The organism is Brucella anthropi ATCC 49188, assembly GCF_000017405.1.
In the GTDB taxonomy this organism is placed as follows: domain Bacteria; phylum Pseudomonadota; class Alphaproteobacteria; order Rhizobiales; family Rhizobiaceae; genus Brucella; species Brucella anthropi.
In genome coordinates, this window is sequence record NC_009667.1 from 2,752,324 (window position 1) to 2,779,026 (window position 26,703).

The window sequence follows — 26,703 nt, forward strand, 5'->3', positions numbered from 1 at the left end:
ACACAGCGTAATTGACTGATTATAACCGATCTCGACTTAAAAAACGCCAACTCTTGCATCAAGCGGAATCGTCACGCTTCCAGACGCCTTCGCGATAAAGCATCGCTTCCGCCGCATTCTGTTCGGCTATTCTTTTGGAACGCCCCTCACCCGTTTCCGTGGCAAAGCCCTTGACCGTAACCTCCACCGCAAACAGCGGATCATGGTCCGGACCGGTGCGGCTTATGATGGCGTATGAAGGATGGACGTTGCCCTGCTGGTGTGCCCATTCCTGCAGTTCCGTCTTGGCGTCACGGCGGGCAGCGCCCGTTTGCAGAGACCGCTTCTCCCAGTAGCGCTTGACGAAAGGCCGCACGGCCTCCAGTCCGCCATCGAGATAGATCGTGGCGATCAGTGCTTCGACAACATCGGCGCGGACATTCAAAAGACGCTTGTCATTCAGCGACTTGATATCGGAACCGGTATGGATGAGGTTGGCGAGACCGATCTCATCGGCAATCGCCGCACAGGTTTCTGCGTTCACCAGCGCATTGAGGCGAACCGACAGTTCACCTTCGGATGCGTCCGGAAACTCATCGAACAGCATTTCCGCGACGGTCAGTCCCAGAACGCGGTCCCCGAGAAATTCGAGACGTTCATAATTTGCGCGCGATGGCGCCTGCACACTTGAGTGGGTGAGCGCACGATCCAGCCGTTTCAAATTGAGAAAACGGTGTCCGGTGCGCTCCTCCAGGATTGCTGCTGCCTGATTTGCCGAAGCCATTTCAGTTTCCGGTTACAGCTGTATGAGGCGCGGCATTGACTGAACTGAACAGTCGGCCAAAGCGCACATCAGTCGGCCATTTCCAGATTTCCAGCGGGCTCGCCTTGTCGGCGATCGAGAAGAAGATGATGTTTGCGCGCCCGACAAGATTCTCAAACGGAACATAGCCAACGCCGAAACGGCTATCGAGCGAGTTGTCACGATTGTCCCCCATCATGAAGTAATGGCCGGCTGGAACCTCGAAAACACGCGTATCGTCACCGATGGAGTTTGGCGACAGATCAAGCGTGTCGTAGGTCACGCCGTCCGGCAAGGTTTCACGATAGACTTCGACGGGACGGTTCTGTTCGGTGACATCGGGATTGTTGATCGTGCCGATGCGATCGCGCTTGACCGCCTGATCATTGATATAAAGCACACCACCGCGCATCTGCACACGATCACCCGGCAGGCCGATTACACGCTTGATGTAGTCGACGGAAGGATCGCTCGGCAGTTTGAACACCACCACGTCACCGCGCTTCGGTTCGGCACTCCAGATGCGACCTGAAAACAAATCCAGTCCGAACGGCAGTGAATAGCGCGAATAGCCATAGGCATATTTCGAAACGAACAGATAATCGCCTTCGAGAAGCGTGGGGCGCATGGAGCCCGACGGTATGCTGAAAGGCTGGAAAAGAAGGGTGCGTATGACCAGTGCCAGCAGCAGCGCCTGCACGATAACGCTGATGGTTTCGCCAAGGCCGCCGGATTTTTTTGTCTCACTCTTGCTGGACACGCTCATTGTATCTCCGCTTCCGATAACGCGATCTAATAACGACTATGAATGCATGACGCAATCAGGCCACCGGCAGAACGCCGGTTTATCGCACGATTATGAGCAGGAGTTTACCTGTCACAACCACAACTATTTCGTCTCTGTGCCTGATCCAAAAGTCGCCATGCCTTGCTGCAAATGGCATTTTTCTGCGCTTCCGGTGCTCATGTACCTTTAAGTACACTGCGCTCCGGTTCTCGAAAATCACCATTCTCGCTGCGGCCTGACGCATTTTGATTCAGACACTCAGGCAGGGCTTCGATGATCACGAACGCCTGCGCGAGAGGAAAATCATCGGTAATTGTCAGATGTATGGCGGCGCGTGTTCCGGCGGGCAAGAGTTTCTGCAGCTGCTTCGCCGCACCACCGGTCAAATGCATGGTGGGCTTTCCGGAAGGGGCATTGACCACACCCATGTCCCGCCAGAAAACGCCCTGAGCTATGCCAGTTCCAAGCGCCTTCGCACAGGCTTCCTTCGCCGCAAAGCGCTTTGCATAAGATGCAGCACGCTGCTTGCGCCCGTCCGATTTTTTCTGCTCGACCTCGGTAAAAACCCTGTTGCGAAAGCGATCGCCGTGTCGTTCCAGCGCGCTTTCGACACGACGAATATCGATGAGATCGCTGCCTATACCGACGATCATACTTTCTGAAGCTCCTGTTCGCGGTGCAGGCGATGCTTTTCGGCAAGGCGTTCGATACGGCGACGGCGGAAGGCCGAGACGGCAAACCGGGTAACGAAATAGACCACGACAGCGAATGCTGCGCCCAGAATCGTTGAGCCGAATAGCATCGGCTTCAAAAGCGGCGTCCAGATTTCATCGAGATGCATGGTTTCCAGCGCCCGCCCGAGATGAACTGGCGGAGCATCGTCGATGCTTCCATTCATGATGAAGCGGCCCAGCTCGAATGTGCTGCCCCAGATGAATGGCAGGGTCAGCGGATTGGCAAGCGTCGTGCCAAGTGCCGCGGCGGCAATATTTCCGGCAAGGAAATAGGCCAGCACGATTGCGATGATGAGATGGAAGCCAAAGAAAGGCGTGAACGCCGAAAACACGCCCACGGCCAAACCAGCTGCGACAGCATGAGGCGAGGCAGTGATGCGCAGAATCCGCTTGCCACCGTACCGGAAGGAACGGGAGAAGGAGCGGCGCGGCCAGACCAGAAGCCTTAAGCGCTCTTTTCTGGTCGGAGGATTACGGCGTTGAAACAGCATGCGCTTCTATTAATGCTCTCCCATCGCGGAGACAATTGTTATTATTCGGCCAAAACTGCGGCGTTGTCGCTGCGCTCAAACGGAACAGTGTCCAGTCGAGGCAAATAAAACCGCGGCGAAACACCGAGCATCCTGCGGAACATCGTCGTGAAAGCGGAAACGCTGTCATAACCCAAATCCAGTGCCACGCTCGTCACCGCCTCCCCTTCTGCCAGGCGGGGAACTGCCGCAAAAAGACAGGCCTGCTGGCGCCAGACTGAAAGGCTTACGCCAGTCTCCCGTTGGAAATGCCGGGTGAACGAGCGCCGGCTCATCGCCATCCTGTCCGCCCAGTCATCAATTGTGGCGCGCGAAGAAGGCTTTTTCACGAATTCACGACACAGTTTCTGCAAGCGCGGATCCGATGGAAAAGGCAGGCCCAGCGAGCGTTGCGGCAATGTGTGAAGGTCCCGCAGGATCAGTTCGATCACCAGAGCATCACGGCTATCCGGTTCCGGCGTGCTGTCCTGCGTCGTTGCATCCGTTATGAGGCATCGCATGAGATCGGTAAGCCCGACCACGTGGAGATAATCCGGTACGCCCGAGACGGCATCGACGCAGATGTAAATCGACCGCATGAAGACTTCGCCGAGGATTTCGACCGAGTGCTCCACACCTGCCGGTATCCACATGGCGTGGTCACTGGGAATCATCCAGCGTCCAGCATCCGTCGTCACCAGCACCACTCCTTGTGAGGCGCAGAGAAGTTGTGCCCGGCTATGACGGTGGCGCGGCACAAAATAGCCGTCGGGATAGCGTGTCGGCAAGGCAATCACTGGCCCGCTCATGCCTTCCAGCATGGCAATACGCTGCTCGTGGAACTTCTGCAGTTCCTCGCTTCCCGGCAGTAAAAGCCCCGGCGGAGACTTTGGTTTCATTGCAGTTCTGCCCTGCGTTTGGCCCACTCTCGAAACTATTGGACCAAATCACGAAAGCGGGCGAGAGGCAATAGTCCTATTAATGGCTTGCTGAGAATGGGTCGCGACATTCGCTGGCGGAATGAATTTGACGTTTGAATCGGACAAGTACCGGTTCAGACGTCAAATTCGCGAATTTTCGCTGGTTTCTCATCAACACCCCGTAATTTTCTTGAGGGTCTTGTTTCCTGTTTTCGGATGGTATCTGCAGGAAATATGCCTGAGAGCCTGGATCAAAAAGCGTCATGTGTGTGCGAAAATGGTGATTTTCGAGTACCGGAGCGCAATGTACTTCTAAGCATGGTCCCGAAAAGTTGCAGACTTTTCGGATAAGACTACGCACCAGAGAAAGCTACATGAGCACCGGAACGCAGACAAATTGCCATTTGCAGCCACACAGGGCGACTTTCGGAACAGGCTCTGAAGACCGGCTTTCATCTTCGGAGAAGTAGTATGAGCATGAGTGCTGCACAGCAGCCATCAAACAGCGGCGCGGATAATACTGTCCTCGCTATTATTCTGGCCACAAGCATGGGCCATTTCCTGAACGACATGATGCAGTCGCTCCTTCCTGCCATCTATCCGATGCTGAAGGATAACTACAGCCTGTCATTCTGGCAGATCGGCCTCCTGACATTCACTTTCCAGATGACGGCATCGATCCTGCAGCCGCTCGTGGGTATCTATACCGACCGCAAGCCGATGCCTTATTCCCTGCCTTTCGGAATGGGCTGTACGCTTGTCGGGCTGATCTTTCTGGCAACGGCACATCACTATTCGATCTTGCTTCTGGGGGCGGCCTTTGTCGGTTTCGGCTCGTCCGTCTTCCATCCGGAAGCAGCTCGCGTGGCGCGTCTTGCCTCGGGTGGGCGTCATGGCTTCGCGCAATCCCTGTTTCAGGTGGGCGGCAATTTCGGCTCGTCGATTGGCCCGCTTCTGGCAGCGTTCATCGTTCTGCCTTTCGGCCAGATCAGCGTGTCGTGGTTCTCCGTCGCCGCACTGATCGGCATGATGCTGCTCTGGTATGTCAGCAATTGGTATAATCGCTACCGGATTGCCAATGCCAGCAAGGCGAAGCCCGACAAGACCCTTCCGCTTCCACGCAACAAGGTTCTGGTGTCCGTTGGCGTTCTGGCAATGCTGGTCTTCACCAAGTACATCTACATGGCCAGCCTGACGAGCTACTACACCTTCTACACCATTAGCCATTTCGGCGTGACGGTGCAGGCATCGCAGCTGCTTCTGTTCCTGTTCCTCGGTGCAGTAGCTGCGGGAACGATCATCGGTGGTCCGATCGGCGACAAGATCGGCGCGCGCAAGGTGATCTGGGCATCGATCCTCGGCGTCCTGCCGTTCACGCTGGCCCTGCCCTATGCGAACCTGGAAATGACGGCGATACTGACGGTTATCATCGGCCTGATCCTCGCCTCAGCCTTCCCGGCAATCGTGGTGTTCGCACAGGAATTGCTGCCAGGACGCGTCGGCATGGTGTCAGGCCTGTTCTTCGGCTTTGCTTTCGGCATGGCCGGTATCGCAGCCGCCGTCCTCGGTATCGTGGCCGATCACAAGGGCATCGAGTATGTTTACACCATCTGCTCGTATCTGCCGCTGCTCGGCTTGCTGACGATTTTCCTGCCCAAGCTGGAAAAGAACCGCAAGGCCTGACCCATATGAAAACGCACAGCCCGAGAAGCAGTTCACGCTCCTCGGGCTGTGCTCAAAATAGTGGAGCACCGCACGTCCCCCAACGGCGGTGCTCCCATGCTACTGACCTTTTGACGGCCCGGTGCAGCAGCATTCTCTTGATAGAGCATCATCCGCTCTATCTCTTTGTTCCAACGCAAGTTCAGACGGCGAAACTGAAGCCGTGCATCGTCTCCCTGCGAAATTCATCGAAAGCAGCCGCAACCAGACGGATCAGCGGCTTGCCGTCGCTTGTTGCGCTGATGACACCACTGCGGACTTCCACAAGCCCGTCAGCCACCAGAGGTCGCAACAAGGCCAGCTCATCGGAAAACTCCACGCCCGGCGCCGTGGTATTCAGATCGACCCGGAAATTGCACATCAGGGCTGTGATGATTCCGGCACGGATGCGGTCACTTTCGCGCATGGCATAACCGCGAACCGTTGCAAGGTCGCCCGCTTCAACCCGCTTGGAATATTGCTTCACGTCCGAGATATTCTGGGCATAGCCACCGGGGAATTGCGAAATCGATGACGGTCCGAGACCGATCAATGTCTGGCAGCGATCATCCGTATAGCCCTGGAAATTCCGGTGCAGCGTTCCATTGCGCGCAGCGACGGCCAGATTGTCATCCGGCAATGCGTAGTGATCGATCCCCACCGGCTCGTAGCCGAAACCGATGAAGCTGTCCGCCACGACACGTGCCTGAGCGAAGCGCTCGTCAGCATCGGGCAGAAGGCTTGCATCGATCAGGCGCTGATTGGCGCGCCGCTGCGGAAGATGCGCATAACCATAGCAGGCAACACGGTCAGGCTTGAGCACTGCAACCTTTTCACAAGTCTCACGCAATGTCTCGACGGTCTGCAACGGCAGGCCGTAGATAAGATCGAAGTTGAGGCGATCAATGCCGACTTCCCGCAGCAGAGTTGCAGCCTTAGCAACCGTTTCTATCGGCTGAATGCGACCGATGGCTTTCTGAACCTCGGCATCGACATCCTGTACGCCGAGGCTGGCGCGGTTGACTCCCATGAGCGCAAGCGTTTGCACCAGCTGTGGGGTAACCGTGCGCGGGTCAAGCTCGATGGCGTGTTCCATCTCAGGCGCAAAATCGAACGCAACGCGCAGAGCGGCCAGAATGCTCGTAAACTGACGCGGGTTCAAAATTGAGGGCGTACCACCGCCCCAATGAAGATGGACGACATTGGGCCGTGCTGTCAGGCTCTTGCTGACAGTTTCGATTTCGCTGAGCAAAGAAGTGCAGAAGTTCTCGACCACGTCGTTGCGGACCGCCATCTTGGCATGACAACCGCAATAATGGCAGAGCTGCCGACAATAAGGCACATGGATGTAAAGGGAAACGCTTTCTTCCGGCCCGATCTGACGCAACCAACGATGAGTCGTATCGACCCCCACAGGCATGAAATCAGCAGCTGTCGGAAAGGACGTGTATCTGGGAACCGCCAACGCGGCGTAGCGTCTTATCGCTTCTTCATGCATAGCGCGTCCACCTTAAGCGTCGGGCGCTCCGGCGAGGCCCTGCCGGATATGCGCGCACCAGAACCGGGGCGACATTCCGCGGGGCAAGACGGCATGATGCGGCAAGGAAGCCCGCATGCATGACAGCCGATATTGCAATTCCCAGCCACAACAGCACCTGTTTTCCCCATTTTGAACGTGCAATCCTGAAACGGATCGCATCAATCTCTATGGTCAGGAATAGGCTGTTCTGCCGGGTGCTGCATTGATTTGAATCAACGGAAATACACCCGGCTTTTAGGGATGGCAGCTTGAATTCAGAGGTTTTCCGGGTCCATTCCGGCAACGGCCGCCAAAGACCGGCGGGACAGGATCTCAACCGTATTGGCGTCAAGCAACTGGATCAGCCCCTGAGTCTTCAGCTTTGTGAAGCTCCGGCTGACAGTTTCAATGGTCAGGCCGAGATAATCGGCAATATCGGTACGGTTCATCGAGAGATGCACCGGGTTCGGCTTCTCACCACGCTTTTCAGCCCGCGCGGACAGCACCAGAAGGAAGCTCGCAAGCTTTTCCACCGGCGCAAGGCGCCCGAGAACCAGCTGATTGTCGCGCGCCGTGCGAAGAGCTGCCCGCGTCATCTGGTGCAGGCGCTCCTTCAATTTCGGGAAACGCTCCATCAGATCATCCATCTCTCTGGTGGAGAACGCACACAAAACCGACGGTACGACCGCTTCAGCAGACTGGGAGTACGTCTCGTCGTCAGCCAGACCGAGATAGTCGCCAGGGAACAGGAAACCTGCAATCTGCCGACGTCCATCCGGAAGCGACGTGTAGATTCGCAGCATGCCGGAGGTCAGGCTGAAGACACGGCGCTTCGGCTCCCCCTCTTCCACCAGCTGCTCATTGGCATCGAGACGCTTGGACGTCATGATTGCTTCGAGAGCACCGAGATCGCCGTCGTCAAGTGCCGCACAAACCGCCGTTCGTCGGACATCGCAATCCACGCATACCCCACATGGCGCACGGTAAGGCGATCTGGGGTCGAATCTGATAGGCGCTACACTCACGATGGAACCCTGTTTGTGGAAGCTGGAAGAACGTTTTTGCAGTTACCCCTTAAATAGGTAACTAGAACGCGTCCGGCAAAGCGGAATTTCGCCGCAGGGGTGTATCGTCCCCCGCAGCGTTTCAAAAGCCGTCGGTGTGCTTGTTTAAATGTTGCGGCTACCGGGCTTCACAGCCGGAATTGCAGCAAGCTCCGGCGGCAATTTATCCGCAGGATAGGCCGGAACTTCATATTCGGCGAGAGCAATCAGCTTCGTGCCAACATCCGCCTTGCCCGCCGAGCGGTCGACGATGCAGGCCGCAGCCACAACTTCAATGCCGAGGTCCTTCATGCAGTCGATCGTTTCGCGGATGGAAAGTCCGGTCGTGACGATATCTTCCACGATAACGACTCGCGCTCCCTTCGGCACATCGAAACGACGCAGGCGGAACACACCGTTCTCGCGCTCTACCCAGACCGACGGAACACGCAGATGGCGTGAAGTTTCGTAGGAGGGAATCAAGCCACCAATTGCCGGACCAACCACATAATCGATAGGTCCAAGATCTGCCGCCTGGATTTTCTCTGCAAGCGCTTTGCATAGCTTTTCCGTCTTGTCGGCATGCATGAAAACACGCGCCTTCTGAAGGAAAACAGGACTGCGCAGGCCTGACGTAAGAATAAAGTGGCCTTCAAGGATCGCTCCCGCTTCGCGGAAGACGGCAAGCACATCTTCGGTGTTCATCTTAGTCCTATCCGTTCACGCGTTTCGCGCCACTGACGCTCGCGCTTTCTTTCAATTGGGAAATGATACGGTTGAGATGCTTGAGGTCCCAAACCTCGACATCGATAATCATCTCGGTGAAATCCGGTGCGGTGCGTACCATGGAGAGATTGTGAATATTCGCGTCGTTGGCAGCCACGATCTGCGCGATCTCCGCCAGAGAGCCGGGCGAATTGATGGCCGATACGCTGACGCGAGCCGGGAAACGCTCACTCATCTGATCATCGATGTCCCAACGCACGTCGATCCAACGTTCCGGCTGATCGTCATAGGCCGTCAGTGCAGGTGATTGGATCGGATAGATCGTTATACCGGCGCCGGGCTGCAGGATACCGACGATACGATCTCCTGGCACGGCCCCTTCCGGTGCAAAGCGCACAGGCAGGTCCGAATTGGTGCCGCGAATCGGCAGCGCCTTTTTCCCGGGCTTCGCCACGGCTTCCGCATCGGTCTTCGCTGCATCCTCACTGCCCTCGGGCACCTTGAAGATCATGCCGGCGGCGTTCTGGATGTTGAACCAGCCCTTTTCGCCAGTCTTCGCCGGACTATTCTGCGATGTGACGCGTGTGTCCTGATAGTCAGGATAGACCGCCTTGACCACATCGGTTGACGGCAGCTCACCACGTCCGACTGCGGCCAACACATCCTCTACATCCTTGCGTGCCAAACGCGGAAGTCCTGGCTTCAGAATATCCTTGCTGAACGGCTTACCGGCACGTTCGAATGCGCGTTCCAGAATGCGCATGCCAAGCCCCGAATACTGTTTGCGAACAGCCGAACGGGTCGCTCGGCGAATGGCTGCGCGCGCCTTACCGGTTGCAACAAGCGACTCCCAGGCAGCAGGGGGAACCTGCGCCTTGGAACGGATGATATCGACCTCATCGCCGTTCTTCAGTTCGGTCATCAACGGCATGATGCGCCCGTTGACCTTCGCACCGACGCAGCTGTCACCGATATCGGTGTGAACGGCATAGGCGAAATCGATCGGCGTCGCACCACGCGGCAGAGCAATGAGGCGGCCTTTGGGCGTGAAGCAGAAGACCTGATCCTGAAAGAGCTCAAGCTTGGTGTGTTCGAGGAACTCTTCCGGATTATCGCCTTCTGAAAGCTGTTCGATTGTCTGGCGCAGCCATGCATAAGCATTGGTCTCGGTCGACATTTTGTGCGGATTATTGGCGCTGCCACGATCCTTGTAGATCGAGTGGGCTGCGACACCAAACTCCGCAATCTCATCCATTTCGCGTGTGCGAATCTGTAGCTCGATACGCTGGCGCGACGGACCGATGATGGTGGTGTGGATCGACCGGTAATCGTTCTGTTTAGGCGTGGAAATATAATCCTTGAACCGGCCCGGAACCATCGACCACGTCGTATGAATGAGACCGAGTGCCCGATAGCAATCCTGCGTGGTGTCGACCATCACGCGGAAACCAAAAATGTCGGAAAGCTGCTCGAAGGAAAGGCCCTTGGTTTCCATCTTGCGGAAAACCGACCACGCCTTCTTTTGGCGGCTCTTCACACTGGCCTTGATGCCATGCTTCTCGAAAATCTCGGACAGGTCCTTTTCGATCTTCTGCAGCAGGCCGCGGTTCTTTTCCAGAAGCTCGGCCAGGCGATCCGTCACGGCGCGCCATGCATCCGGATTAATATAGCGGAAGGCCAGCTCTTCGAGCTCTTCCCGCATATCCTGCATACCCATGCGGCCAGCAAGCGGCGCATAGATATCCATCGTTTCTTCGGCAATACGCAGGCGCTTGTCTTCCCGCATCACGCCCAGCGTGCGCATATTGTGCAGGCGATCCGCAAGCTTCACCAGAAGCACGCGGACATCTTCTGAAATCGCCAGAAGCAGCTTGCGAAGGTTTTCCGCCTGCACTGCTTTTTTTGAAACGAGGTCGAGCTTTTTGAGCTTGGTCAGTCCCTCGACGAGTTTGCCGATTTCAGGGCCGAAGAGCTGATCGATTTCCTGACGGGTGGCCGTCGTATCTTCGATCGTGTCGTGCAGGAGCGCGATTGCAATCGTCGCTTCGTCGAGATGCATATCGGTGAGGATCGCAGCGACTTCGAGCGGATGGGAGAAATAGGGATCGCCGGAAGCTCGTTTCTGACTGCCATGCTTTTGCATGGCATAGACATATGCCTTGTTGAGAAGCGCCTCGTTCACGTCAGGCTTGTATCGCTGAACACGCTCCACAAGCTCATATTGGCGCATCATCTACGAGAACTCCCTTTCGAAACCGGTACTTGTACCTGCACACATACCGGGCATTGTGACCCAAAATCGCCGAAAATCGAATAGTTCTCGACGTTTAGGCTTAATTTTCTGCCGACAATATTAATTTCCGGCAGAAATCGCTCGTCATCTGGTCATTCTAACCGGCAACAAGCATTCAGAAACTTCTCGACCAGTCAGTGTGTAAACCGTCGGCGCATAAAAACATGCGCCGCGACTGGAAAGTCGCGACGCATGCACAAAGAGAAATAATTCGAACGACGATTAGAAGTCGTCGTTCTTCTCTGGTGCGACGAGGCCTTCGATACCGGCGAGCAGCTCTTCTTCCGACATACGGTCGAAAGCAACCATATCTTCCTCGGCAGCGTCTGCAATGCCTTCTGCAACTTCTTCCGAAGACGAAGCAATCTGTGCAGGCGCAGCGGCTTCTGGCTCGTCGACTTCCACATGCTTCTGCAGAGAGTGGATGAGATCTTCCTTCAGATCATCGGGCGACAGGGTTTCATCAGCGATTTCGCGCAGAGCAACAACAGGATTCTTGTCGTTGTCGCGGTCGATGGTGATCTGTGCACCCTGGGAAATTTGGCGAGCACGGTGACCAGCCAGCAGAACCAGTTCAAAACGGTTCTCGACCTTATCTACGCAGTCCTCAACAGTGACGCGGGCCATGCGCGGTCCCTTTCATTTCTCGAACTTTATTGGATTTTTCCCCACATAACGCTTGTGGAGCCAAATTACAAGCAAAAGCGGAATTGCTCGTGCCTCACCTCATGAAATCTGCCAAAAGAACGTCAATTTCATGGATTCACCCGATAAAACACGGCGGCGCGTCAAAACGGCACAATATTTTGTAAGCCAGAACGGGATTACTGAGACAAGACTCCCTTATAGGTAATTTTGTGCAGGTAAATAACAACCCATGGTTGCTTGTTTTTCTGTGATATATCCTTAGAAGGCAATAAACGCATTGGTAAAATTTGATACCACCCGCCGTTTAGAAAACAAACTGATAAGCGGTCGTCGGTCCACTCCCGTCCGGCCGTAGAGTGGATATATTGCACGATGTTCGATTCTCGTGAAAAAATTGCCCTTTTTATTGATGGCGCCAATTTATACGCCGCCTCGAAAACTCTGGGGTTCGATATTGATTATCGGAAGCTTTTGAAGGCATTTCAGAAGCGTGGCTATCTGCTTCGTGCATATTACTATACGGCATTGGTTGAAGATCAGGAATATTCCTCGATCCGCCCGCTGATCGACTGGCTGGATTATAACGGCTACAAGGTCGTCACTAAGGCTGCCAAGGAATTCACGGATTCCACCGGGCGTCGCAAGGTGAAGGGTAATATGGACATCGAACTGACAGTCGATGCCATGCAGCTCACCGATACAGTCGACCATTTTGTGATTTTCTCAGGCGACGGCGATTTCCGCTCACTTGCCGAAGCACTTCAGCGCAAGGGCCGCAAGGTTTCGGTTGTCTCGACCCTCACCACCCAGCCGGCCATGATTTCCGATGAACTGCGCCGCCAGGCCGATCATTTCATCGATCTGGTCTCGCTCAAGGCTGAGATTGGCCGCGATCCGTCGGAACGCGCACCGCGCCGCCAGGATGACGATCTCGACGACAGCTATTGACGCCGTCGTCGAGCCGGTTCATGCAGGGGCATGATTTCCGAACCATCTCCCAACTGTGATATCTGCCCCAGGCTGCACGCATTCCTGCAGGAATGGCGCCGCAAGGAGCCTTCGTGGCATAATTCACCGGTTCCACCGTTTCTGCCAGCGCATGATGACGATGTTCGGCTCCTGATTGTGGGGCTGGCGCCAGGTTTGCGCGGCGCCAATAGAACCGGACGCCCCTTCACCGGCGACTATGCCGGTGATCTGCTCTACAGCACACTGTGTGAATTCGGTTTTGCCACTGGCAAGTTCGAGGCTCGTCCTGACGACAGTTTGCGCCTGCTGGATGCCAGCATCGTCAATGCGGTGCGCTGCGTGCCGCCGGAAAACAAGCCCATCGGCGCCGAGATCAACAATTGCCGACAATTCCTGTTGCCGATGCTGACCCGATTTCGGAATCTGCAGGCAATCGTCACACTGGGAACGATTGCGCATCAATCGACGGTTCGTGCACTTGGTGCGCCGGTTGCGCGACATCCCTTCGGTCACGACCGGGCAAGCGACATTGGCAGCCTGCGCATTTTTTCCAGCTATCACTGCTCGCGCTATAACACCAATACCGGGCGGTTGACGGATACCATGTTCCGAACCGTATTCCGGAATGTACGCGACTATCTGAATCAAAAGAGCGCCTGAGGCGCTCTCATACTTTGCTGATCTTTATCCCTTATCCCGCATCAAGCGAGCCTTTTCACGATTCCAGTCGCGCTTCTTTTCCGTCTCGCGCTTGTCGTGAGTCTTCTTGCCTCGCGCCAGCGCCAGTTCCAGCTTCGCGCGACCCCGATCATTGAAGTAAAGCTTCAATGGCACCACGGTCATCCCGTCGCGTGATACCGAGTTGAACAGGCGGGACATTTCGCGTTTGCTGATGAGCAGTTTGCGCAAGCGCCGCGGCTCATGGTTGAAACGATTGCCCTGCGTATATTCCGGAATATAGGAATTGATAAGCCAGAACTCGCCATTCTCAAAGCTCGCATAGCTCTCCGCTATGTTGGACTGATTGGCGCGCAGCGACTTGACCTCGGTGCCGGTCAGGACGAGACCGGCTTCGAGCGTATCTAGAATTTCAAAATTGAAGCGCGCCTTGCGGTTTTCCGCGATGATTTTGCGCACAGGAGAATTCTTGGGCTTGTTCATGATGGCACCATATAATGTGCAATGCCTGAAATGAAAACGCTCCCGAAGCTACGGGAGCGTAAAAATCAGCGAAAGCGGTAAACTTGACGGGTCAGTTGACCAGACCCGCATGCTTCATGGCCTGATCGATCTTCTCTGCCGTCGCGGCTTCCACAGTCACCATCGGCGAGCGCAAGGCATTTTCCACGCGGCCGAGGCGCGACAGCGCATATTTCGGGCCTGACGGGTTTGGCTCGATGAAGAGTGCCTTGTGCAGCGGCATGAGGCGATCCTGCAATTCGAGTGCCTTGGAGAAATCGCCGGCCTGACATGCATCCTGGAATTCGGCGCAAAGACGCGGCGCAATGTTGGACGTCACCGAAATGCACCCTACCCCGCCATGGGCGTTGAAACCAAGAGCCGTTGCGTCTTCACCGGAAAGCTGGATGAAATCCTTGCCGCAGGTTGCGCGTTGTTCGGATACGCGCTCGATCTTGCCAGTCGCATCCTTGACGCCCACGATGTTCTTGTGATCGCGAACGAGTGCGCCCATCGTTTCCGGTGTCATGTCGACGATCGAACGACCGGGAATATTGTAGATGATGAGCGGGATCGAAATGGAGCGGGCCACACGCGAAAAATGTTCGTAAAGACCACGCTGGTTCGGCTTGTTGTAGTAAGGCGTGACGACGAGAACGGCATCAGCGCCAGCCTTTTCGGCATGTTGCGCCAGTTCGATCGCTTCCACAGTATTGTTGGAACCTGCACCGGCGATCACGGGAACGCGACCAGCTGCAACCTCAATGCAAACCTCAATGACGCGCTTGTGCTCGTCATGCGACAGGGTCGGTGTTTCACCAGTCGTGCCGACTGGGACGAGCCCTTTGGTGCCTTCTTCGATCTGCCAGTTTACAAATGCGCGAAAGGCTTTCTCGTCGAACGCTCCTTCGGAATCGAATGGCGTGACAAGCGCGGTAATTGAGCCCTTCAGCATTAGTGAACTCCTGAAAAAAGAAAGACTGGACCTCATTCCACCGATCAGCTTGGGATCACTCTGGGGCTTCTGACCGGGTTGAGGCGTTGCACAATAGTCTTGCCACACGAGTGGAGCAAGCGGGGTACACAGGCAAAACAAGGGCAATACGGCAGTTTTGCGACAAAATTTAAAGCGATCCCCAAGCTCCACCGGCTATTCGCTCGATTGCCTTTAGAAACATCGGCGGCCCGAAACAACCAAGATGCGGCAACACCGAAGCGATAACGCTTTATTAAGGATAGATTCATTCCTTGAGCCTATCCTCATCATTGAAATAGCCAGTCAAAAACCGGGCTAAGAAAAGCCGGATTTCAACAACATATTGCACATCAACCAAGTCTTTGTTCTAGTTAGCCAATGTCAAAACAAGTCGCAGCGATATCCCTGAAAAGAAAAGCTCTCCTCGCGAGTTGCTTTGTTGCGGTTGCTCTGCAGCCGGTGATTTCGCTCGCCCAATCCTCGCTGCCGTCCGGCGTTCCCACCCCGCTTGCGCGTCCCTTTGCACCGACGACGACACACCAGTCGCCGATGAATCTGGTGACACCGAAACCGCGTCCGGCCACGCCTGATCCGGTCGTGACGTCAGCAGTCAGCCGTATGGAAAACCCGGCAGCGATTGGTGGAACGCTGAAAAGCGGGCTTGATGCCCTTTCCTCCCGTGACACGGCAAGTGCTATCGCATTCCGCAACGGGATGCCTCGTGGTTCGCTTGACCGCCAGATTCTGACGTGGGCTATCGCGACGTCCGGTCTTGATGGTGTGCCGAGCGCTGAAATTGCAGCGGCGGCAACAGATTTGCGCGGCTGGCCGGGGACATCGGTTCTGCGCCGTAACTCTGAACGGGCCTTGTTCAAGGAAAATCCAGCTCCTGCGACCGTAATCGCAACATTCGGCAATACGCGCCCGCAGACTACAGAAGGCATGATTCTTCTTGCCCGCTCCTATGTCAGCACTGGAAATGCGGGCAAAGCGCGCGAACTGCTTTCACCATGGTGGGCTACACAGCGCTTATCAGCCGATGACGAGCAAAAGATCCTGAAAGAGTTCTCTGACGTTCTGACGCGCGAAGATCATCAGCGCCGTATTCTGCGTTCTCTTTATAATGACCGTATGCAGTCCGCAAAACTGCTTGCAGGTCCGGCACAGGCCCAATCGCTTTACAACGCTTTTGCGGCAGTAGCACAGAAGTCTCCGAATGCCGCCAAGGCGATAGCGGACGTCGACCGCACGTGGCAGGGAAACGCCGCCTATCAGTTCCTGAAGATTCGCTATCTGCGTCGCGCCGAACGCTATAACGAGGCGACAGACCTCATGCTCAAGGCACCACGTCAGGCGTCGGCGCTTGTCGATCCGGATGCCTGGTGGGTCGAACGCCGCATCCTGTCACGGGAACTGCTCGACCTTGGCAAACCGCAGCTCGCCTACAAGCTGGTTTCGGCCCACGCCGCCGAATCGCCCACAATGGCCGCAGAAGCGGAATTCCATGCCGGATGGTATGCACTGCGCGCCCTGAACCAGCCGAAGACGGCTGCGCCACATTTTGCCAAGATCGCAGAAATCTCCTCGCGTCCGATTTCGGCGTCTCGTGCTTTCTATTGGCTCGGACGGTCGGCCGAAGCAGGTAGCGGTGGCGATGCGCGCGACTATTATCGCCGCTCCGCCCATTTCGGCACAACATTTTACGGACAGCTTTCGGCAGCCAAACTGAGCGAAAAAGCACCTGAGCTTATCTATCCAAGACCAACGGAAGCGGATCGCGCGCGGTTTGCGGGCCGTCCCGCCGTGCAGGCAATCAAGCGGCTGGAACAGGTCGGCTATAGCAGTCGCGCAACGACGCTCTACAATCAGCTTTCGCAGGAACTCGACAGTGTCGGCGAACTGGCTCTGCTGGCGGTCATGGCCGAGCGCGACGAGAACCACTATCTGGCGCTGCGCGTCGGCAAAAATGCTGCATTGCGAGGTCTTGATGTTGGTGCTCTCTCGCATCCGCTTGGCGCAATTCCCGCCAATGCCAATATAAGCGGATCAGGTAAGGCTCTAGCCTATGCTATTGCCCGGCAGGAAAGTGAATTCAACGTCGGCGCGGTTTCAAAAGCTGGCGCACGCGGTCTGCTGCAACTTATGCCAGCAACGGCCAAAAGCGTGGCGACCCGCAACGGCATGAGCTTCTCCGCGCCACGCCTCACGACGGATGCAGGGTATAATGCGACGCTTGGCGCCCATTTCCTCGGCGAGCAGCTTGACCGTTTCAATGGGTCTTACGTTCTTACCTTCGCCGGTTACAATGCAGGCCCTCGCCGCGCATCCGAATGGGTCGAGAAATATGGCGATCCACGTGGCAAGCCTATCGATCAGGTCGTCGACTGGATCGAACGTATCCCCTACTCCGAGACACGCAACTATGTTCAGCGCGTGATGGAAAACTACGAAGTCTATAAGGCCCGCCTGACCGGAAGTGCGGATATACAGACCGATCTGATTTACGGTCGCCGCTAGAGCGGTTCCGGTTAAAACGAAGTCGCTAGAACCGCTCTATCTCTTTGTTTTCACGCATGTCTTTATCCCAAAACCGGTTCCCACTTTTGGGAGACATGCTCTAAAACATCTCGCGCCTATATTGAGATGGTAGAAATGCTCTGAAATGAAAAAGCAGGCTATTCGCCTGCTTTTTTTGTCCGTCGCGATTTTGGTTTAGCGGCTGTTTTGCCGGGCTTTTCCGATTTCCTTGCGCTGGCTTTATTTGCTGCATTCGCCAGTTTCGTGGCTTGTGCGATCCAATCCTCGCGCTCCACGCGGCGTGGAAAACCTATACTCCGTTCGATCCAGCGTGATTCGTCATCGTTCCAGCTGGCAATCTGGTCGTAGTGAAACACGCCGATCCCGTTGAGCAGCCCCTGAACTGCCCCACCAATACCCTTAACGACTGTCAGATCATCAGGCTTTCCAAGGCGTGCAGCATCCAGAAGCTCTGGACGCCCCGGATCCTGATCCGGTTCCGTATTCACATCCGGCTTTTCCGTTTGCGAAGGCCAATTTCCGACGACTTCTGCGTCCGGCACGGCTTTCATTTGAGGCTTCTCTGGTTCGCTCGGCTGGGGCGAAGCCTTGGGTTCTGCAACCTTCTCCGGTATTTTGGTCTGCGTCACCGCTTCCGGCTTTTGATCGACAGGCAATGTAGCATGCGCCGCTGCAATGATCGTGCGCTCACGGTCTGGTATCGACGCACCTCTGCGCCGCACGAACCGGCCCAAAAGACAGCCTATAACGAAAGCGATGGCGACAAGAACAGCCAGTTGAACAATCAGCAACGGCATATGGTTTCCTCGTACTCCAAATTACTCAAATCCGACGAACATATTCGCCGTCAATTTTCCCCGCCCCAATTTGCCGCCACTACTTCGGACCGGTCAACCAGCCCACGCCCGCACCGATAAGAACCGCCGCAACGAGAACCGGCCAAAACGATACGGCTAGATAAAGCATTGTCAGGCCCGCCTTCTGTTCCGGAAACGGAAGATATGATCCGCTATGCCTATTCATAAAGAGAAAGGAAAGGCCCGAACAGGCGGACTGTCAATTCCGAACAGAAAACTAACGGGGGACGAGGATCCAAATCTGCTCAGCCCTCCCTGCGATTTAATCAAGGTTCGCGAATTTCGGCTCGTTCCAATTTCAGGCCAAAGGGCAGCGGCTGGTCCAATTGGGCTTGTATCTTTCGATAGCCGGCATTGTCTGCAGTCTCGCCCTTGATCGAGATATTGAGATCGGACATCTCGATCTCCCCTTTCGTCAGGTCAGAAACGAGTTGCAAAGCAAACTCCACCGAATCAACAAAGTTTGCGGGACTGCCTCGCCCTACAGCCATCTCGTCATCGAGCGGAATGCCAGGAGCCGCGCTTTCGGCGATCGTCATGATACGGTCTCTAACATCGTTGTCCGGTACTGAACCAGACAGGACTATGCCGTCGGCACTCTTCTTTATCTGTAGCTGGTAGGGTGAAACGAGCGGCAGAACACTCGTCAAGTCGGTGATCTCCCGAATCCCTCTTACCTTTTCAAGCGCATCCCGCGCAGCGGATTGCGTATCTGGATCGGGCGCTATGCCTTTCAGCGTGACGTCGCGACCATCGACGTCGAAACCGGTCCATATAAAAGGAGTGAGTGCTTCGCCAGTACGTGTTGCGATGTCCGTCTCGACCCGGTCTGCACCAAACCAGAGCGCAAGTGCTGTCAGCGCTGCGGTCCACGTTACACCGGGCCAAAACCATTTGAACATATCGTGGCATCTCCACGCTGGAAATCATCGGATGCAAAGCGGCGAACACGTCCCGCTTTCTATTCGTACAAAGACCGAGTTTCCCGCAAAGGCAAGATCACAAACGTAAAAATCCGCAAACAAAAAACCCGGCAGCGATGCTGCCGGGTTCTTTTTGAACAATCCCAGAGGGATTAGAACGAGCGCTGGAAGCGGATCATGCCCTGGAAAGCATCTTCGCCGTCGAGGCTGATGTTTTCGTCATCCCACTTGGTGTAGGAAACTTCCGGGGTGATCGTGAAGCCAGGAACCAGTTCGTAAGCAACGTTTGCGGTTGCTGCGAAGGTCTTGGTGTCGTCGTAAGCGAGCTGCAGGTTGAAGGTAGCCTTTTCGGTTGCCTTGAATGCAGCGCCACCCCAGACAGCCCAGTCGCCGCCCCACGTGCCGTAGAACGAGTCGATTACGCGGTAGGAGTAACCAGCGCGGTCAACTGCATAGGTGTCGTCGTTGGACTTGTAGCCGCCCTGTACCCAAACCGAGAAACGGTCCGTGATGTTAACGTCGCCGCGAACCTTACCAGCCCACTCTTCGTTACGAGCGTCGTAAGCTGCAACAGCTGCGATAGAGCCCCAGCCACCAGCGTACTTCAGACCGCCAACGATGTGCGGCGTGTAGTCGTTCAGCGTTACGTCAACGTCGGAGTCGCCGTTGCCGCCTTCTTCGAGCGACAGGATAGCCGAGAAGCCGTTGCCGCCGGTGAAGGTGTAGCTGATGAGGTTGGTGCGGTAGCCGCCAGCGAGGATCACGTCGTCGTTGATGACGTTGCCGAGGTAACCAGGGAAGGTTACGAAGGCCGATTCATCGAGACCAACGCGCAGGCCGCCGAGCTGGATGTAAGCATAACGCAGCGAGCTGTTTTCGCTCGAGCCGTATGCGTCTTCTTCGCCGTCGCCGCCGCCGTTCCAGTTGTAACGCAGTTCGGTGAAGGTCTTCAGAGTGCCGAGCTCGGTTTCCGAAGCGGTCGAGAAGCGGAGCGTTGCACGGGCGTTCTTGCCCCAGGTGTCACGGTCCAGATCGCCAGGCGTACGAGCGTAAACGCGATCGCCACCCTTTGCGTCGTAACGAACATAACCATGGATACGCAGGCAGGTTTCGGTGCCTGGGATGTAGAAGTAGCCAGCGCCGTAAGCATCGCAGACGCGGACATATTCAACGGCTTCTGGCTCTGGCGCGACGATTGCGTCGGCAGCCTGAGCGCCGGAAGCTGCAACCAGAGCTGCAGCGGAGCCAAGGAGAAGGCTCTTGATGTTCATTTCTGACCTCCAGTCAAAGTTAAAAATGGGTCTGGGCATTCTGATTTGGCTGAAGGACAACCTGTCCCCATCCCCTTTTGAAAAAGTCGCCCCGAAGCGCTCCTTCTTCTGGATGTGAAGATACTCGCCCGTTCCTTCGTTTCAACATCGAATACACTCTCCCAACCTTTCTGGTGCTTCTATGAGGGAGGGTTGTTGCAGAAAAGACACGAAATTGCCCGTTTCAGGGTGGGCTATTTAGGGTTTATTAACATGAGTGAACGCGAATTAACGGGTCTTAACGCTTGAAAACACGCGATATTTGGCATCGTTGCGGTTTTCAGCCCGCGAATCCATGACTTCCCGTGCTCCGAGTGGAGAATATGTCAAAGCACCGTCGCGTATTGCCACATTAGCTGATTTGGGTGCGAATCTTTCTTTGTTATACAGCTCGAAATGAGGCTGCCGACGCCTGGTGAAAGCGGCCGATTCCACGCATATTCCTGATTGCGTATATATAAAGTGCGATAATTCGCAGGAAATTTTACCAGTTGGCGCGCAATTCGCTTGAAATGACAAAGCGTACCAGCTATCTCGCCCTTACCGGAGAGGTGGCCGAGTGGTCGAAGGCGCTCCCCTGCTAAGGGAGTAGACCTCATAAGGGTCTCGTGGGTTCGAATCCCATCCTCTCCGCCAGCTGCCTCAAGCAAATCTCTTCATAAAAATCAGATCCAGATTGCCACGCGATGTGCGATTCCGTGCTTTTACGCCCCGTATTCGACGCATGTCGGATCACTTCCGATTTGCTGACTTTTTGAGTCCCGAATCTGCAAACTCTATAACACATTGAAAATACTTATTTATTTCGAAAGCCTCCGATTCTTGACTGGAGGTCAGAAATGAACATCAAGAGCCTTCTCCTTGGCTCCGCTGCAGCTCTGGTTGCAGCTTCCGGCGCTCAGGCTGCCGACGCAATCGTCGCGCCAGAGCCAGAAGCCGTTGAATATGTCCGCGTCTGCGATGCTTACGGCGCTGGCTACTTCTACATCCCAGGCACCGAAACCTGCCTGCGTATTTCCGGTTACGTTCGTTACGACGTAAAGGGTGGCGATGATGCCTACTCCGGCGTTGAACTGGGTGGCTGGGTGAAGCGTGCACGTTTCGCACTGCGCACGCATACTGCGACTGAAACGGAACTGGGTACTCTTCGTACGTTTACCGAAAACCGCTTTCAGTGGGATGCCGTTCCAGGCAATCTCGGTGACACCGGTTTTGAAGGCTATGGTGCTGATCGTCAGTCGACCACGCTGCAATTCGCTTACATCGAACTGGGCGGCCTTCGCGTAGGTCTCGACGAATCGTCGTTCCATACGTTCACTGGCTATCTTGGCGATGTCATCAACGACGATGTTGTAGCTGCAGGTGCTTATCGTACTGGCAAGATTTCTTACACCTTCACTGGCGGCAACGGCTTCTCGGCAACTGTTGCTCTGGAAGAAGGCGGCGAAGGCTACGTTGTCAACGATTATGTTCCGCACGTTGTTGGTGGCGTGAAGTATGCCGGTGGCTGGGGTGCGATCGCAGCTGTAGTTGCTTATGACTCCGTTATTGAAGAATGGGCGGCTAAAGTTCGCGGTGACGTAAACCTCACCGACCAGTTCTCTGTCTGGGTACAGGCTGGTTATTCCTCGGAAGAGTCTAACGATCAGATGTATGGTCAGTGGGGCGGTGACTGGGCCGTCTGGGGTGGCTTGAAGTACAAGGCCTCTGAAAAGGCTGTCATCAACGTGCAGGCTGCATACGAAGACTGGGGCAAGACCGCAGTTACCGCAAACGTTGCCTATCAGCTGGTTCCGGGCTTCACCATTACGCCTGAAGTCTCTTACACCCGCTGGGACGATGACCATCCTCTGCGTGTTACCAAGGATGCATTCCAGGGCATGCTTCGCTTCCAGCGCTCGTTCTAATAAGAACGACGTTGAAAAAATGCGCCAACGGGAAACCGTTGGCGCTCATCCATTTGAAACACCGCTTACGATTAAGTGACACGATCCTTTCGAACAGGGAGTTTCGAAAAGGATCGATAAACGAGGGGAATTCGGGGACGACAGAAAGCTGGGGGCAAACATGGTCTTTTAGAAAGGTCCAATCATGTCTCCGCATAAAGTTAGCTCACTTATCTTGTGCTCCGGGAATTATTTCATTAGTTGTACGTCCTACAAGAAGAAGGGGGGCGTGCAATGATCGTCGTTGGGGAAACGAAGATCGACACAGGCGACAAGTTTGCGCCGATAGTCGACTACAACTTAAAGTACACATCCAGCAAAAGTCCGAACCACCGGCTTGTCGAGCAATTTTCGGTGGCGGAACTGACGGGGAAATATGTCAACATCCTGTGGGATGATGGATCACACAAGTATAATGTGAAGTCGTTTCTCGGCGAGATTGATGAGATTTTGAAGGGCGAACGCTTTTCAGGTTTCGATCAGCAAATGCTTGATTCCGTCATCGGTTCGCTTCGTGAGCGTGGCAACAGCAATGCAACCATCAATCGAAAGATGGCTGCGCTGAGCAAGCTGCTGCGAAAGGCGCACAAGATGGGAGATATCTTTAATCTACCGGAATTCGTCCGGCAGAAGGAGCGTGTGGGACGTATTCGATTCCTCGAATATGAGGAAGAAAAGCGCCTGTTCGCCGCGATCAAGTCGCGCTGTGAAGACAGTTATCGGCTTTCCCTTTTTCTTGTCGACACGGGCTGCCGCCTTGGAGAAGCAATCGGTGTCACCTGGAACGATGTTCAAGATCAGCGGGTTACGTTCTGGCTCACCAAATCAAATCGCAGCCGCAATGTCCCACTCACCCGCCGTGCCCGCAAGGCTGCACATATCCCGCATGAGAAGCTCAAAGGCCCCTTCTCCATGCTCAATCAGGTCCGGTTCCGCCAGATCTGGAATGAAGCGAAGATGGAAGTCGGTCTTGGTACGGACGATCAGGTCGTTCCGCATATTTTACGTCATACCTGCGCATCCCGTCTCGTCCGGGGCGGGATCGATATCCGTCGTGTTCAGATGTGGCTGGGGCACCAGACACTCCAGATGACCATGCGTTACGCCCATTTGGCGACACATGATCTCGATTCATGCGTGAAAGTGCTCGAGGTCCACTCAAACGCATCTCGGAATGGGTAAACCGGTTTCGGACAAGGTGCGATATGGTTGAATGCTTGGAACGTCGATCTGATTCAATCAGATCGACAGGCGTTTTTGATGGCTCCGGCACTGCGCGTTGTGCTTGTGGTTGTGAGACACCGACGGTGCGCACGCGCGCCTGAGGCGTGCAGATGTTCGGGTTCCGACCCGTTTCACTCTGCAGATCCTTATCGTTTAACTCGATCGGCGGGCAGCAAGCCTGATCGTTCGCTTGGATTATTCAATCGACTAGAATCATTGTGATGGCACCAGTCACTACAAGTTGCTATGCCTTCCGAGCTGGACAGGCGTAGGTGGATAAGATTTTCTCCAGCTCTTCGACTGCCCTCCTCACACGTTGATGGACTGAGAATCGACTGGAAATCGCCATGGGATCGCCTCGCCTTACACCACTCGTCGCAAGCTTGCCTTCTACTGTTCCTTTTACCGGCCCCGAAACGCTGGAGCTACAGCGCGGAAAGCCTTTCAAGGCACGGGTCGGCGCGAATGAAAGCAGTTTTGGTCCAGCGCCGTCTGTCCTTGATGCAATTCGGACCGAAACGAGCGAAATCTGGAAGTATGGCGATCCTGAAAACTATGAACTGCGCCATGCCATTGCCGCACATCACGGCGTAAAGCCGCAACACATAATGCCGGGAGCAGGTGTCGACGCCTTGCTCGGGCTGGTAGTCAGACAATATGTTCAGGAAGGTGACAGGGTCATCAACTCGCTGGGCGGCTACCCAACCTTCAACTACCACGTTGCGGGTTATGGCGGAAACCTGGTTACTGTTCCTTATATCAACGACAAATCGAACCTCGACGGCCTGCTCGATGCGGCCCGCAAGCAAGATGCTGCAATTCTGTACCTCGCCAATCCGGACAATCCGATGGGAACCTGGCATATGGGTTCGGACATTCAATCCTTCATCGAGCGCGTTCCTGAAACCACCCTCCTCATTCTGGATGAAGCTTATTGCGAAACAGGGCCAGCGTCCGCCTTCCCGCCTTTTGAAACCGACCGACCCAACATTCTTCGGATGCGCACCTTCTCCAAGGCTTATGGTCTAGCGGGAATCCGATGTGGATATGTTGTCGGCAGCGCCGAAACCATCAAGTCTTTCGACAAGATTCGCGATCATTTCGCAGTGAATCGCCTTGCGCAGGCAGCAGCTATCGCCGCCCTCAAGGATCAAGCTTATCTGCGTGACGTAGTCGCGAAAATACAGGCAGGGCGCGATCGCATCGCTGCAATCGCTGAGGCAAACGGCCTTACAACCGTCCCATCTGCCACGAATTTTGTTGCCGTCGATTGCGGTAAGGATGGAGCATTCGCCACAGCAGTTCTCAACGAGCTAATCGCGCGTGACATCTTCGTGCGCAAACCCGGGGCACCGGTTCTCGACCGCTGTATTCGCGTGAGCGTCGGCATCGATGAGCAGCTCGATCTCTTTGAAGCTGCCCTACCCGCCGCTTTGGAGGATGCGCGCAAACACGCAGATACTCGTGAAACTGCCTGAACGGTGGAGCCATAGATGCAGATTCGATCCGATAGCCAGTATCCCAACATTCTTTTCAGCACGCTTGCCGGACTGTGCGGTGCCCTTGCAATTGCCGCTTATGCGGGCGCCGCCCATGGTGGAGAGAACCATCTGGGCAACATCGCTCCCCTGCTCCTCGGCCATGCGCCCGCATTTCTGGTCCTATCTCTCATTGTACCTTTCAGCCGTACCGCTTATCTGGGCGGCGCATTACTTGTGATCGGTCTCGCCTTATTCTGCGGCGACCTCTTCATGCGTGATATGATAGGCGACCGGCTCTTTCCAATGGCCGCGCCGACAGGTGGATCGTTGATGATACTTGGCTGGCTCGCAGTCGCGGTCGCGGGCTGGTTCTCACGAACCAAATAAGAAGGGGCCAATAGGCCCCTTCTTATTCGAATAGTCCTGATCAGATCAGGAATTGCCTTTCAGGCGTGCATTGCAGAGGCTGTAGTAACCGCCACCTTTTTGAATCCACTTCAAACCACCCAATGCATTGGCATCTTTCAGCCTATAATACTGCTCAAGGCAGGTGTGCATACGAGCCTTGCCAGCTGATTCGTTCGAAAACTTTGCAGAAACTGCCGTTGGAAATTTGACGCCTCTGGGCGCCGCAACCGTTGGGGCAGTTGGTTCACTGGTACCGTCGGTGCTGAAGGCAACTGGATCTGCACCAGGTCCGCATTCAGCCTTGCGGAAATCGTTCCATTTTGCAACATTGTCAACACCAGCGTCTTTTGCCGCCTGATACTTGGCGCTGCACTGCTTCATCGTTAAGCCCTTGGCGCTGTCATCAGCAGCAGTGCTTTTTGCCGTTTTCTTAGCTGGAGAAGCAGGTGCAGGAGCTGCGGCGGCATTTGCACCGCATTGCGCCTTGCGGAAATCGTTCCATTTCATGCCGCCAAGCGTGCCAGCATCTTTGGCAGCTTGATATTTCGCGCTACATTCCTTCATTGTCAGGCCCTTGGCACTGTCGTCTGCGGCAGGGGCGGCTGCACTCTTGGTTGCCTTTTTGGCTGGAGCTGACGGTGCTGCGGCAGCATCTGCGTCGTCTCCACATTGCGCCTTGCGGAAATCGTTCCATTTCATGTCGCCAAGCGTGCCAGCATCTTTGGCAGACTGATATTTTGCGCTACATTCTTTCATCGTCAGGGCGTTGGCGGGCGATGAAAAGGCAAATGCAGCAGCACTCATGATGATGGCGGTGCCGGCCATGGCGGTGATGGTTCGAATTGACATCTTGTCACTCCCTATCGAATGCAGCTCTTTCGATCACTCGGTACCTTTTACGCCTTGCGATCTTACTAATATAGAGGAACGGTAGATGTCATTGTTGCTCTGACCCGTTCCGTTTATACGCCAACATTGCGCTCCACAAAGTTGACTGTCAATCATTCGGTGAATATTACCTTCAGCTCAATACAAATTTTCTAACGGGCTTTCTTTGCTCGTTATGGTCATGCAGGTGCCATGAAGTAAAATTATAGTACTTCCTACCTCATGTCCGATTTTTATTCGAACAGAGTTAAAATCCGGAGACGATGCAGGTGATAGAGCGGATCATGATCATAGGCGGCGCCGGTTCGGGAAAATCAAGCCTTGCGCGTAGGCTAGGCGAGAT

At 55.1% G+C, this 26,703-nt stretch carries 23 protein-coding genes, 1 tRNA gene and 1 pseudogene; 9 read left to right on the top strand and 16 right to left on the bottom strand.

The genetic code is table 11. The features are described 5' to 3' along the window. Positions 1-58: 58 nt before the first annotated feature. The 5 genes and pseudogenes from rnc to OANT_RS13645 all read right to left on the bottom strand — a co-directional run bounded on the left by rnc (position 59) and on the right by OANT_RS13645 (position 3,680). Positions 59-763 (bottom strand): ribonuclease III, encoded by a 705-nt coding sequence (gene rnc, locus OANT_RS13625; RefSeq protein WP_010661641.1) that lies wholly within the window; start codon positions 761-763, stop codon positions 59-61. Between the two features lies 1 nt (position 764). Beyond that, the gene (gene lepB / locus OANT_RS13630) at positions 765-1,547 is read right to left on the bottom strand and encodes a signal peptidase I (RefSeq protein ID WP_010661640.1); all 783 of its coding nucleotides are present in this window, start codon (positions 1,545-1,547) and stop codon (positions 765-767) included. Positions 1,548-1,828: 281 nt separating this feature from the next. Beyond that, positions 1,829-2,221, bottom strand: a pseudogene (gene acpS / locus OANT_RS13635) (holo-ACP synthase); the annotation flags it as partial. Continuing rightward, the gene (bspA, locus tag OANT_RS13640) at positions 2,218-2,793 is read right to left on the bottom strand and encodes a type IV secretion system effector BspA (RefSeq protein ID WP_012092414.1); all 576 of its coding nucleotides are present in this window, start codon (positions 2,791-2,793) and stop codon (positions 2,218-2,220) included. The gene bspA and the pseudogene acpS, both read right to left, overlap by 4 nt. Positions 2,794-2,834: 41 nt before the next feature. Continuing rightward, complete coding sequence (locus OANT_RS13645; RefSeq protein WP_029376309.1) at positions 2,835-3,680, bottom strand: AraC family transcriptional regulator; 846 nt, start codon at positions 3,678-3,680, stop codon at positions 2,835-2,837. A 522-nt stretch (positions 3,681-4,202) separates the two neighbouring features. Between OANT_RS13645 and OANT_RS13655 the strand changes: the two genes are divergently transcribed. Then, positions 4,203-5,414, top strand: a complete 1,212-nt coding sequence (locus OANT_RS13655) for an MFS transporter (RefSeq protein ID WP_010661635.1) — start codon at positions 4,203-4,205, stop codon at positions 5,412-5,414. Positions 5,415-5,595: 181 nt separating this feature from the next. On the opposite strand, the gene hemN is transcribed toward OANT_RS13655, so the two are convergent. From hemN to rpoZ, 5 genes are all read right to left on the bottom strand, one after another. Continuing rightward, a complete protein-coding gene (gene hemN / locus OANT_RS13660) occupies positions 5,596-6,930 on the bottom strand; it encodes an oxygen-independent coproporphyrinogen III oxidase (protein ID WP_012092415.1) in 1,335 nt (444 codons plus the stop codon). Between the two features lie 296 nt (positions 6,931-7,226). Next, entirely contained in the window at positions 7,227-7,976 is a 750-nt protein-coding gene (locus OANT_RS13665; RefSeq protein ID WP_012092416.1) for a helix-turn-helix domain-containing protein, read from the bottom strand. A gap of 144 nt (positions 7,977-8,120) precedes the next feature. Then, complete coding sequence (gene pyrE, locus OANT_RS13670) at positions 8,121-8,699, bottom strand: orotate phosphoribosyltransferase (RefSeq protein WP_010661632.1); 579 nt, start codon at positions 8,697-8,699, stop codon at positions 8,121-8,123. Between the two features lie 7 nt (positions 8,700-8,706). After that, on the bottom strand, positions 8,707-10,953 hold the full coding sequence (locus OANT_RS13675) for a RelA/SpoT family protein (protein ID WP_012092417.1): 2,247 nt from the start codon (positions 10,951-10,953) through the stop codon (positions 8,707-8,709). A gap of 282 nt (positions 10,954-11,235) precedes the next feature. Next, complete coding sequence (gene rpoZ / locus OANT_RS13680; RefSeq protein ID WP_012092418.1) at positions 11,236-11,640, bottom strand: DNA-directed RNA polymerase subunit omega; 405 nt, start codon at positions 11,638-11,640, stop codon at positions 11,236-11,238. A 393-nt stretch (positions 11,641-12,033) separates the two neighbouring features. On the opposite strand from rpoZ, the gene OANT_RS13685 reads away from it, so the two are divergent. After that, the gene (locus OANT_RS13685) at positions 12,034-12,609 is read left to right on the top strand and encodes a LabA-like NYN domain-containing protein (protein ID WP_012092419.1); all 576 of its coding nucleotides are present in this window, start codon (positions 12,034-12,036) and stop codon (positions 12,607-12,609) included. A gap of 30 nt (positions 12,610-12,639) precedes the next feature. Next, positions 12,640-13,290, top strand: a complete 651-nt coding sequence (locus OANT_RS13690; RefSeq protein ID WP_010661628.1) for a uracil-DNA glycosylase — start codon at positions 12,640-12,642, stop codon at positions 13,288-13,290. A 24-nt stretch (positions 13,291-13,314) separates the two neighbouring features. Here OANT_RS13690 and smpB read toward each other — a convergent pair whose 3' ends face one another. Both smpB and dapA read right to left on the bottom strand, forming a co-directional pair. Continuing rightward, on the bottom strand, positions 13,315-13,791 hold the full coding sequence (smpB, locus tag OANT_RS13695; protein ID WP_010661627.1) for an SsrA-binding protein SmpB: 477 nt from the start codon (positions 13,789-13,791) through the stop codon (positions 13,315-13,317). A 91-nt stretch (positions 13,792-13,882) separates the two neighbouring features. Next, positions 13,883-14,764, bottom strand: coding sequence for a 4-hydroxy-tetrahydrodipicolinate synthase (dapA, locus tag OANT_RS13700; protein WP_010661626.1), 882 nt, complete (start codon positions 14,762-14,764; stop codon positions 13,883-13,885). A gap of 399 nt (positions 14,765-15,163) precedes the next feature. Between dapA and OANT_RS13705 the strand changes: the two genes are divergently transcribed. After that, positions 15,164-17,302: a lytic transglycosylase domain-containing protein gene (locus OANT_RS13705; RefSeq protein WP_012092420.1), complete on the top strand. Its 2,139-nt coding sequence runs from the start codon at positions 15,164-15,166 to the stop codon at positions 17,300-17,302. Between the two features lie 158 nt (positions 17,303-17,460). Here the strand turns inward: OANT_RS13705 and OANT_RS13710 are convergent, their stop codons facing one another. From OANT_RS13710 to OANT_RS13720, 3 genes are all read right to left on the bottom strand, one after another. Further along, positions 17,461-18,120: a helix-hairpin-helix domain-containing protein gene (locus OANT_RS13710; protein WP_012092421.1), complete on the bottom strand. Its 660-nt coding sequence runs from the start codon at positions 18,118-18,120 to the stop codon at positions 17,461-17,463. Positions 18,121-18,446: 326 nt separating this feature from the next. After that, positions 18,447-19,082 (bottom strand): BON domain-containing protein, encoded by a 636-nt coding sequence (locus tag OANT_RS13715; RefSeq protein ID WP_012092422.1) that lies wholly within the window; start codon positions 19,080-19,082, stop codon positions 18,447-18,449. A gap of 173 nt (positions 19,083-19,255) precedes the next feature. Next, complete coding sequence (locus tag OANT_RS13720; protein WP_012092423.1) at positions 19,256-20,374, bottom strand: porin; 1,119 nt, start codon at positions 20,372-20,374, stop codon at positions 19,256-19,258. A gap of 584 nt (positions 20,375-20,958) precedes the next feature. Between OANT_RS13720 and OANT_RS13725 the strand changes: the two genes are divergently transcribed. From OANT_RS13725 to OANT_RS13745, 5 genes are all read left to right on the top strand, one after another. Continuing rightward, positions 20,959-21,049: transfer RNA gene (locus tag OANT_RS13725), tRNA-Ser, on the top strand. Between the two features lie 203 nt (positions 21,050-21,252). After that, entirely contained in the window at positions 21,253-22,320 is a 1,068-nt protein-coding gene (locus OANT_RS13730) for a porin (RefSeq protein ID WP_010661621.1), read from the top strand. A gap of 273 nt (positions 22,321-22,593) precedes the next feature. Continuing rightward, complete coding sequence (locus OANT_RS13735) at positions 22,594-23,541, top strand: tyrosine-type recombinase/integrase (RefSeq protein ID WP_012092424.1); 948 nt, start codon at positions 22,594-22,596, stop codon at positions 23,539-23,541. Positions 23,542-23,930: 389 nt separating this feature from the next. Further along, a complete protein-coding gene (locus OANT_RS13740; RefSeq protein WP_012092425.1) occupies positions 23,931-25,061 on the top strand; it encodes a pyridoxal phosphate-dependent aminotransferase in 1,131 nt (376 codons plus the stop codon). Between the two features lie 15 nt (positions 25,062-25,076). Beyond that, on the top strand, positions 25,077-25,451 hold the full coding sequence (locus OANT_RS13745; RefSeq protein ID WP_012092426.1) for a DUF423 domain-containing protein: 375 nt from the start codon (positions 25,077-25,079) through the stop codon (positions 25,449-25,451). Between the two features lie 45 nt (positions 25,452-25,496). Here OANT_RS13745 and OANT_RS13750 read toward each other — a convergent pair whose 3' ends face one another. Further along, positions 25,497-26,321, bottom strand: a complete 825-nt coding sequence (locus OANT_RS13750; protein WP_012092427.1) for a hypothetical protein — start codon at positions 26,319-26,321, stop codon at positions 25,497-25,499. Between the last annotated feature and the right edge of the window lie 382 nt (positions 26,322-26,703).

Excerpts from the sequence above, each read along its gene's own strand:
- OANT_RS13705 (WP_012092420.1), top strand. The coding sequence starts at position 15,164 with ATGTCAAAACAAGTCGCAGCGATATCCCTGAAAAGAAAAGCTCTCCTC.
- OANT_RS13730 (WP_010661621.1), top strand. The coding sequence starts at position 21,253 with ATGAACATCAAGAGCCTTCTCCTTGGCTCCGCTGCAGCTCTGGTTGCA.
- OANT_RS13655 (WP_010661635.1), top strand. The coding sequence starts at position 4,203 with ATGAGCATGAGTGCTGCACAGCAGCCATCAAACAGCGGCGCGGATAAT.
- OANT_RS13735 (WP_012092424.1), top strand. The coding sequence starts at position 22,594 with ATGATCGTCGTTGGGGAAACGAAGATCGACACAGGCGACAAGTTTGCG.
- OANT_RS13675 (WP_012092417.1), bottom strand. The coding sequence starts at position 10,953 with ATGATGCGCCAATATGAGCTTGTGGAGCGTGTTCAGCGATACAAGCCT.
- rpoZ (WP_012092418.1), bottom strand. The coding sequence starts at position 11,640 with ATGGCCCGCGTCACTGTTGAGGACTGCGTAGATAAGGTCGAGAACCGT.
- hemN (WP_012092415.1), bottom strand. The coding sequence starts at position 6,930 with ATGCATGAAGAAGCGATAAGACGCTACGCCGCGTTGGCGGTTCCCAGA.
- OANT_RS13720 (WP_012092423.1), bottom strand. The coding sequence starts at position 20,374 with ATGAACATCAAGAGCCTTCTCCTTGGCTCCGCTGCAGCTCTGGTTGCA.
- rnc (WP_010661641.1), bottom strand. The coding sequence starts at position 763 with ATGGCTTCGGCAAATCAGGCAGCAGCAATCCTGGAGGAGCGCACCGGA.
- OANT_RS13710 (WP_012092421.1), bottom strand. The coding sequence starts at position 18,120 with ATGCCGTTGCTGATTGTTCAACTGGCTGTTCTTGTCGCCATCGCTTTC.
- smpB (WP_010661627.1), bottom strand. The coding sequence starts at position 13,791 with ATGAACAAGCCCAAGAATTCTCCTGTGCGCAAAATCATCGCGGAAAAC.
- lepB (WP_010661640.1), bottom strand. The coding sequence starts at position 1,547 with ATGAGCGTGTCCAGCAAGAGTGAGACAAAAAAATCCGGCGGCCTTGGC.
- OANT_RS13745 (WP_012092426.1), top strand. The coding sequence starts at position 25,077 with ATGCAGATTCGATCCGATAGCCAGTATCCCAACATTCTTTTCAGCACG.
- OANT_RS13685 (WP_012092419.1), top strand. The coding sequence starts at position 12,034 with ATGTTCGATTCTCGTGAAAAAATTGCCCTTTTTATTGATGGCGCCAAT.
- OANT_RS13690 (WP_010661628.1), top strand. The coding sequence starts at position 12,640 with ATGATTTCCGAACCATCTCCCAACTGTGATATCTGCCCCAGGCTGCAC.
- OANT_RS13715 (WP_012092422.1), bottom strand. The coding sequence starts at position 19,082 with ATGTTCAAATGGTTTTGGCCCGGTGTAACGTGGACCGCAGCGCTGACA.
- pyrE (WP_010661632.1), bottom strand. The coding sequence starts at position 8,699 with ATGAACACCGAAGATGTGCTTGCCGTCTTCCGCGAAGCGGGAGCGATC.
- OANT_RS13750 (WP_012092427.1), bottom strand. The coding sequence starts at position 26,321 with ATGTCAATTCGAACCATCACCGCCATGGCCGGCACCGCCATCATCATG.
- bspA (WP_012092414.1), bottom strand. The coding sequence starts at position 2,793 with ATGCTGTTTCAACGCCGTAATCCTCCGACCAGAAAAGAGCGCTTAAGG.
- OANT_RS13740 (WP_012092425.1), top strand. The coding sequence starts at position 23,931 with ATGGGATCGCCTCGCCTTACACCACTCGTCGCAAGCTTGCCTTCTACT.
- dapA (WP_010661626.1), bottom strand. The coding sequence starts at position 14,764 with ATGCTGAAGGGCTCAATTACCGCGCTTGTCACGCCATTCGATTCCGAA.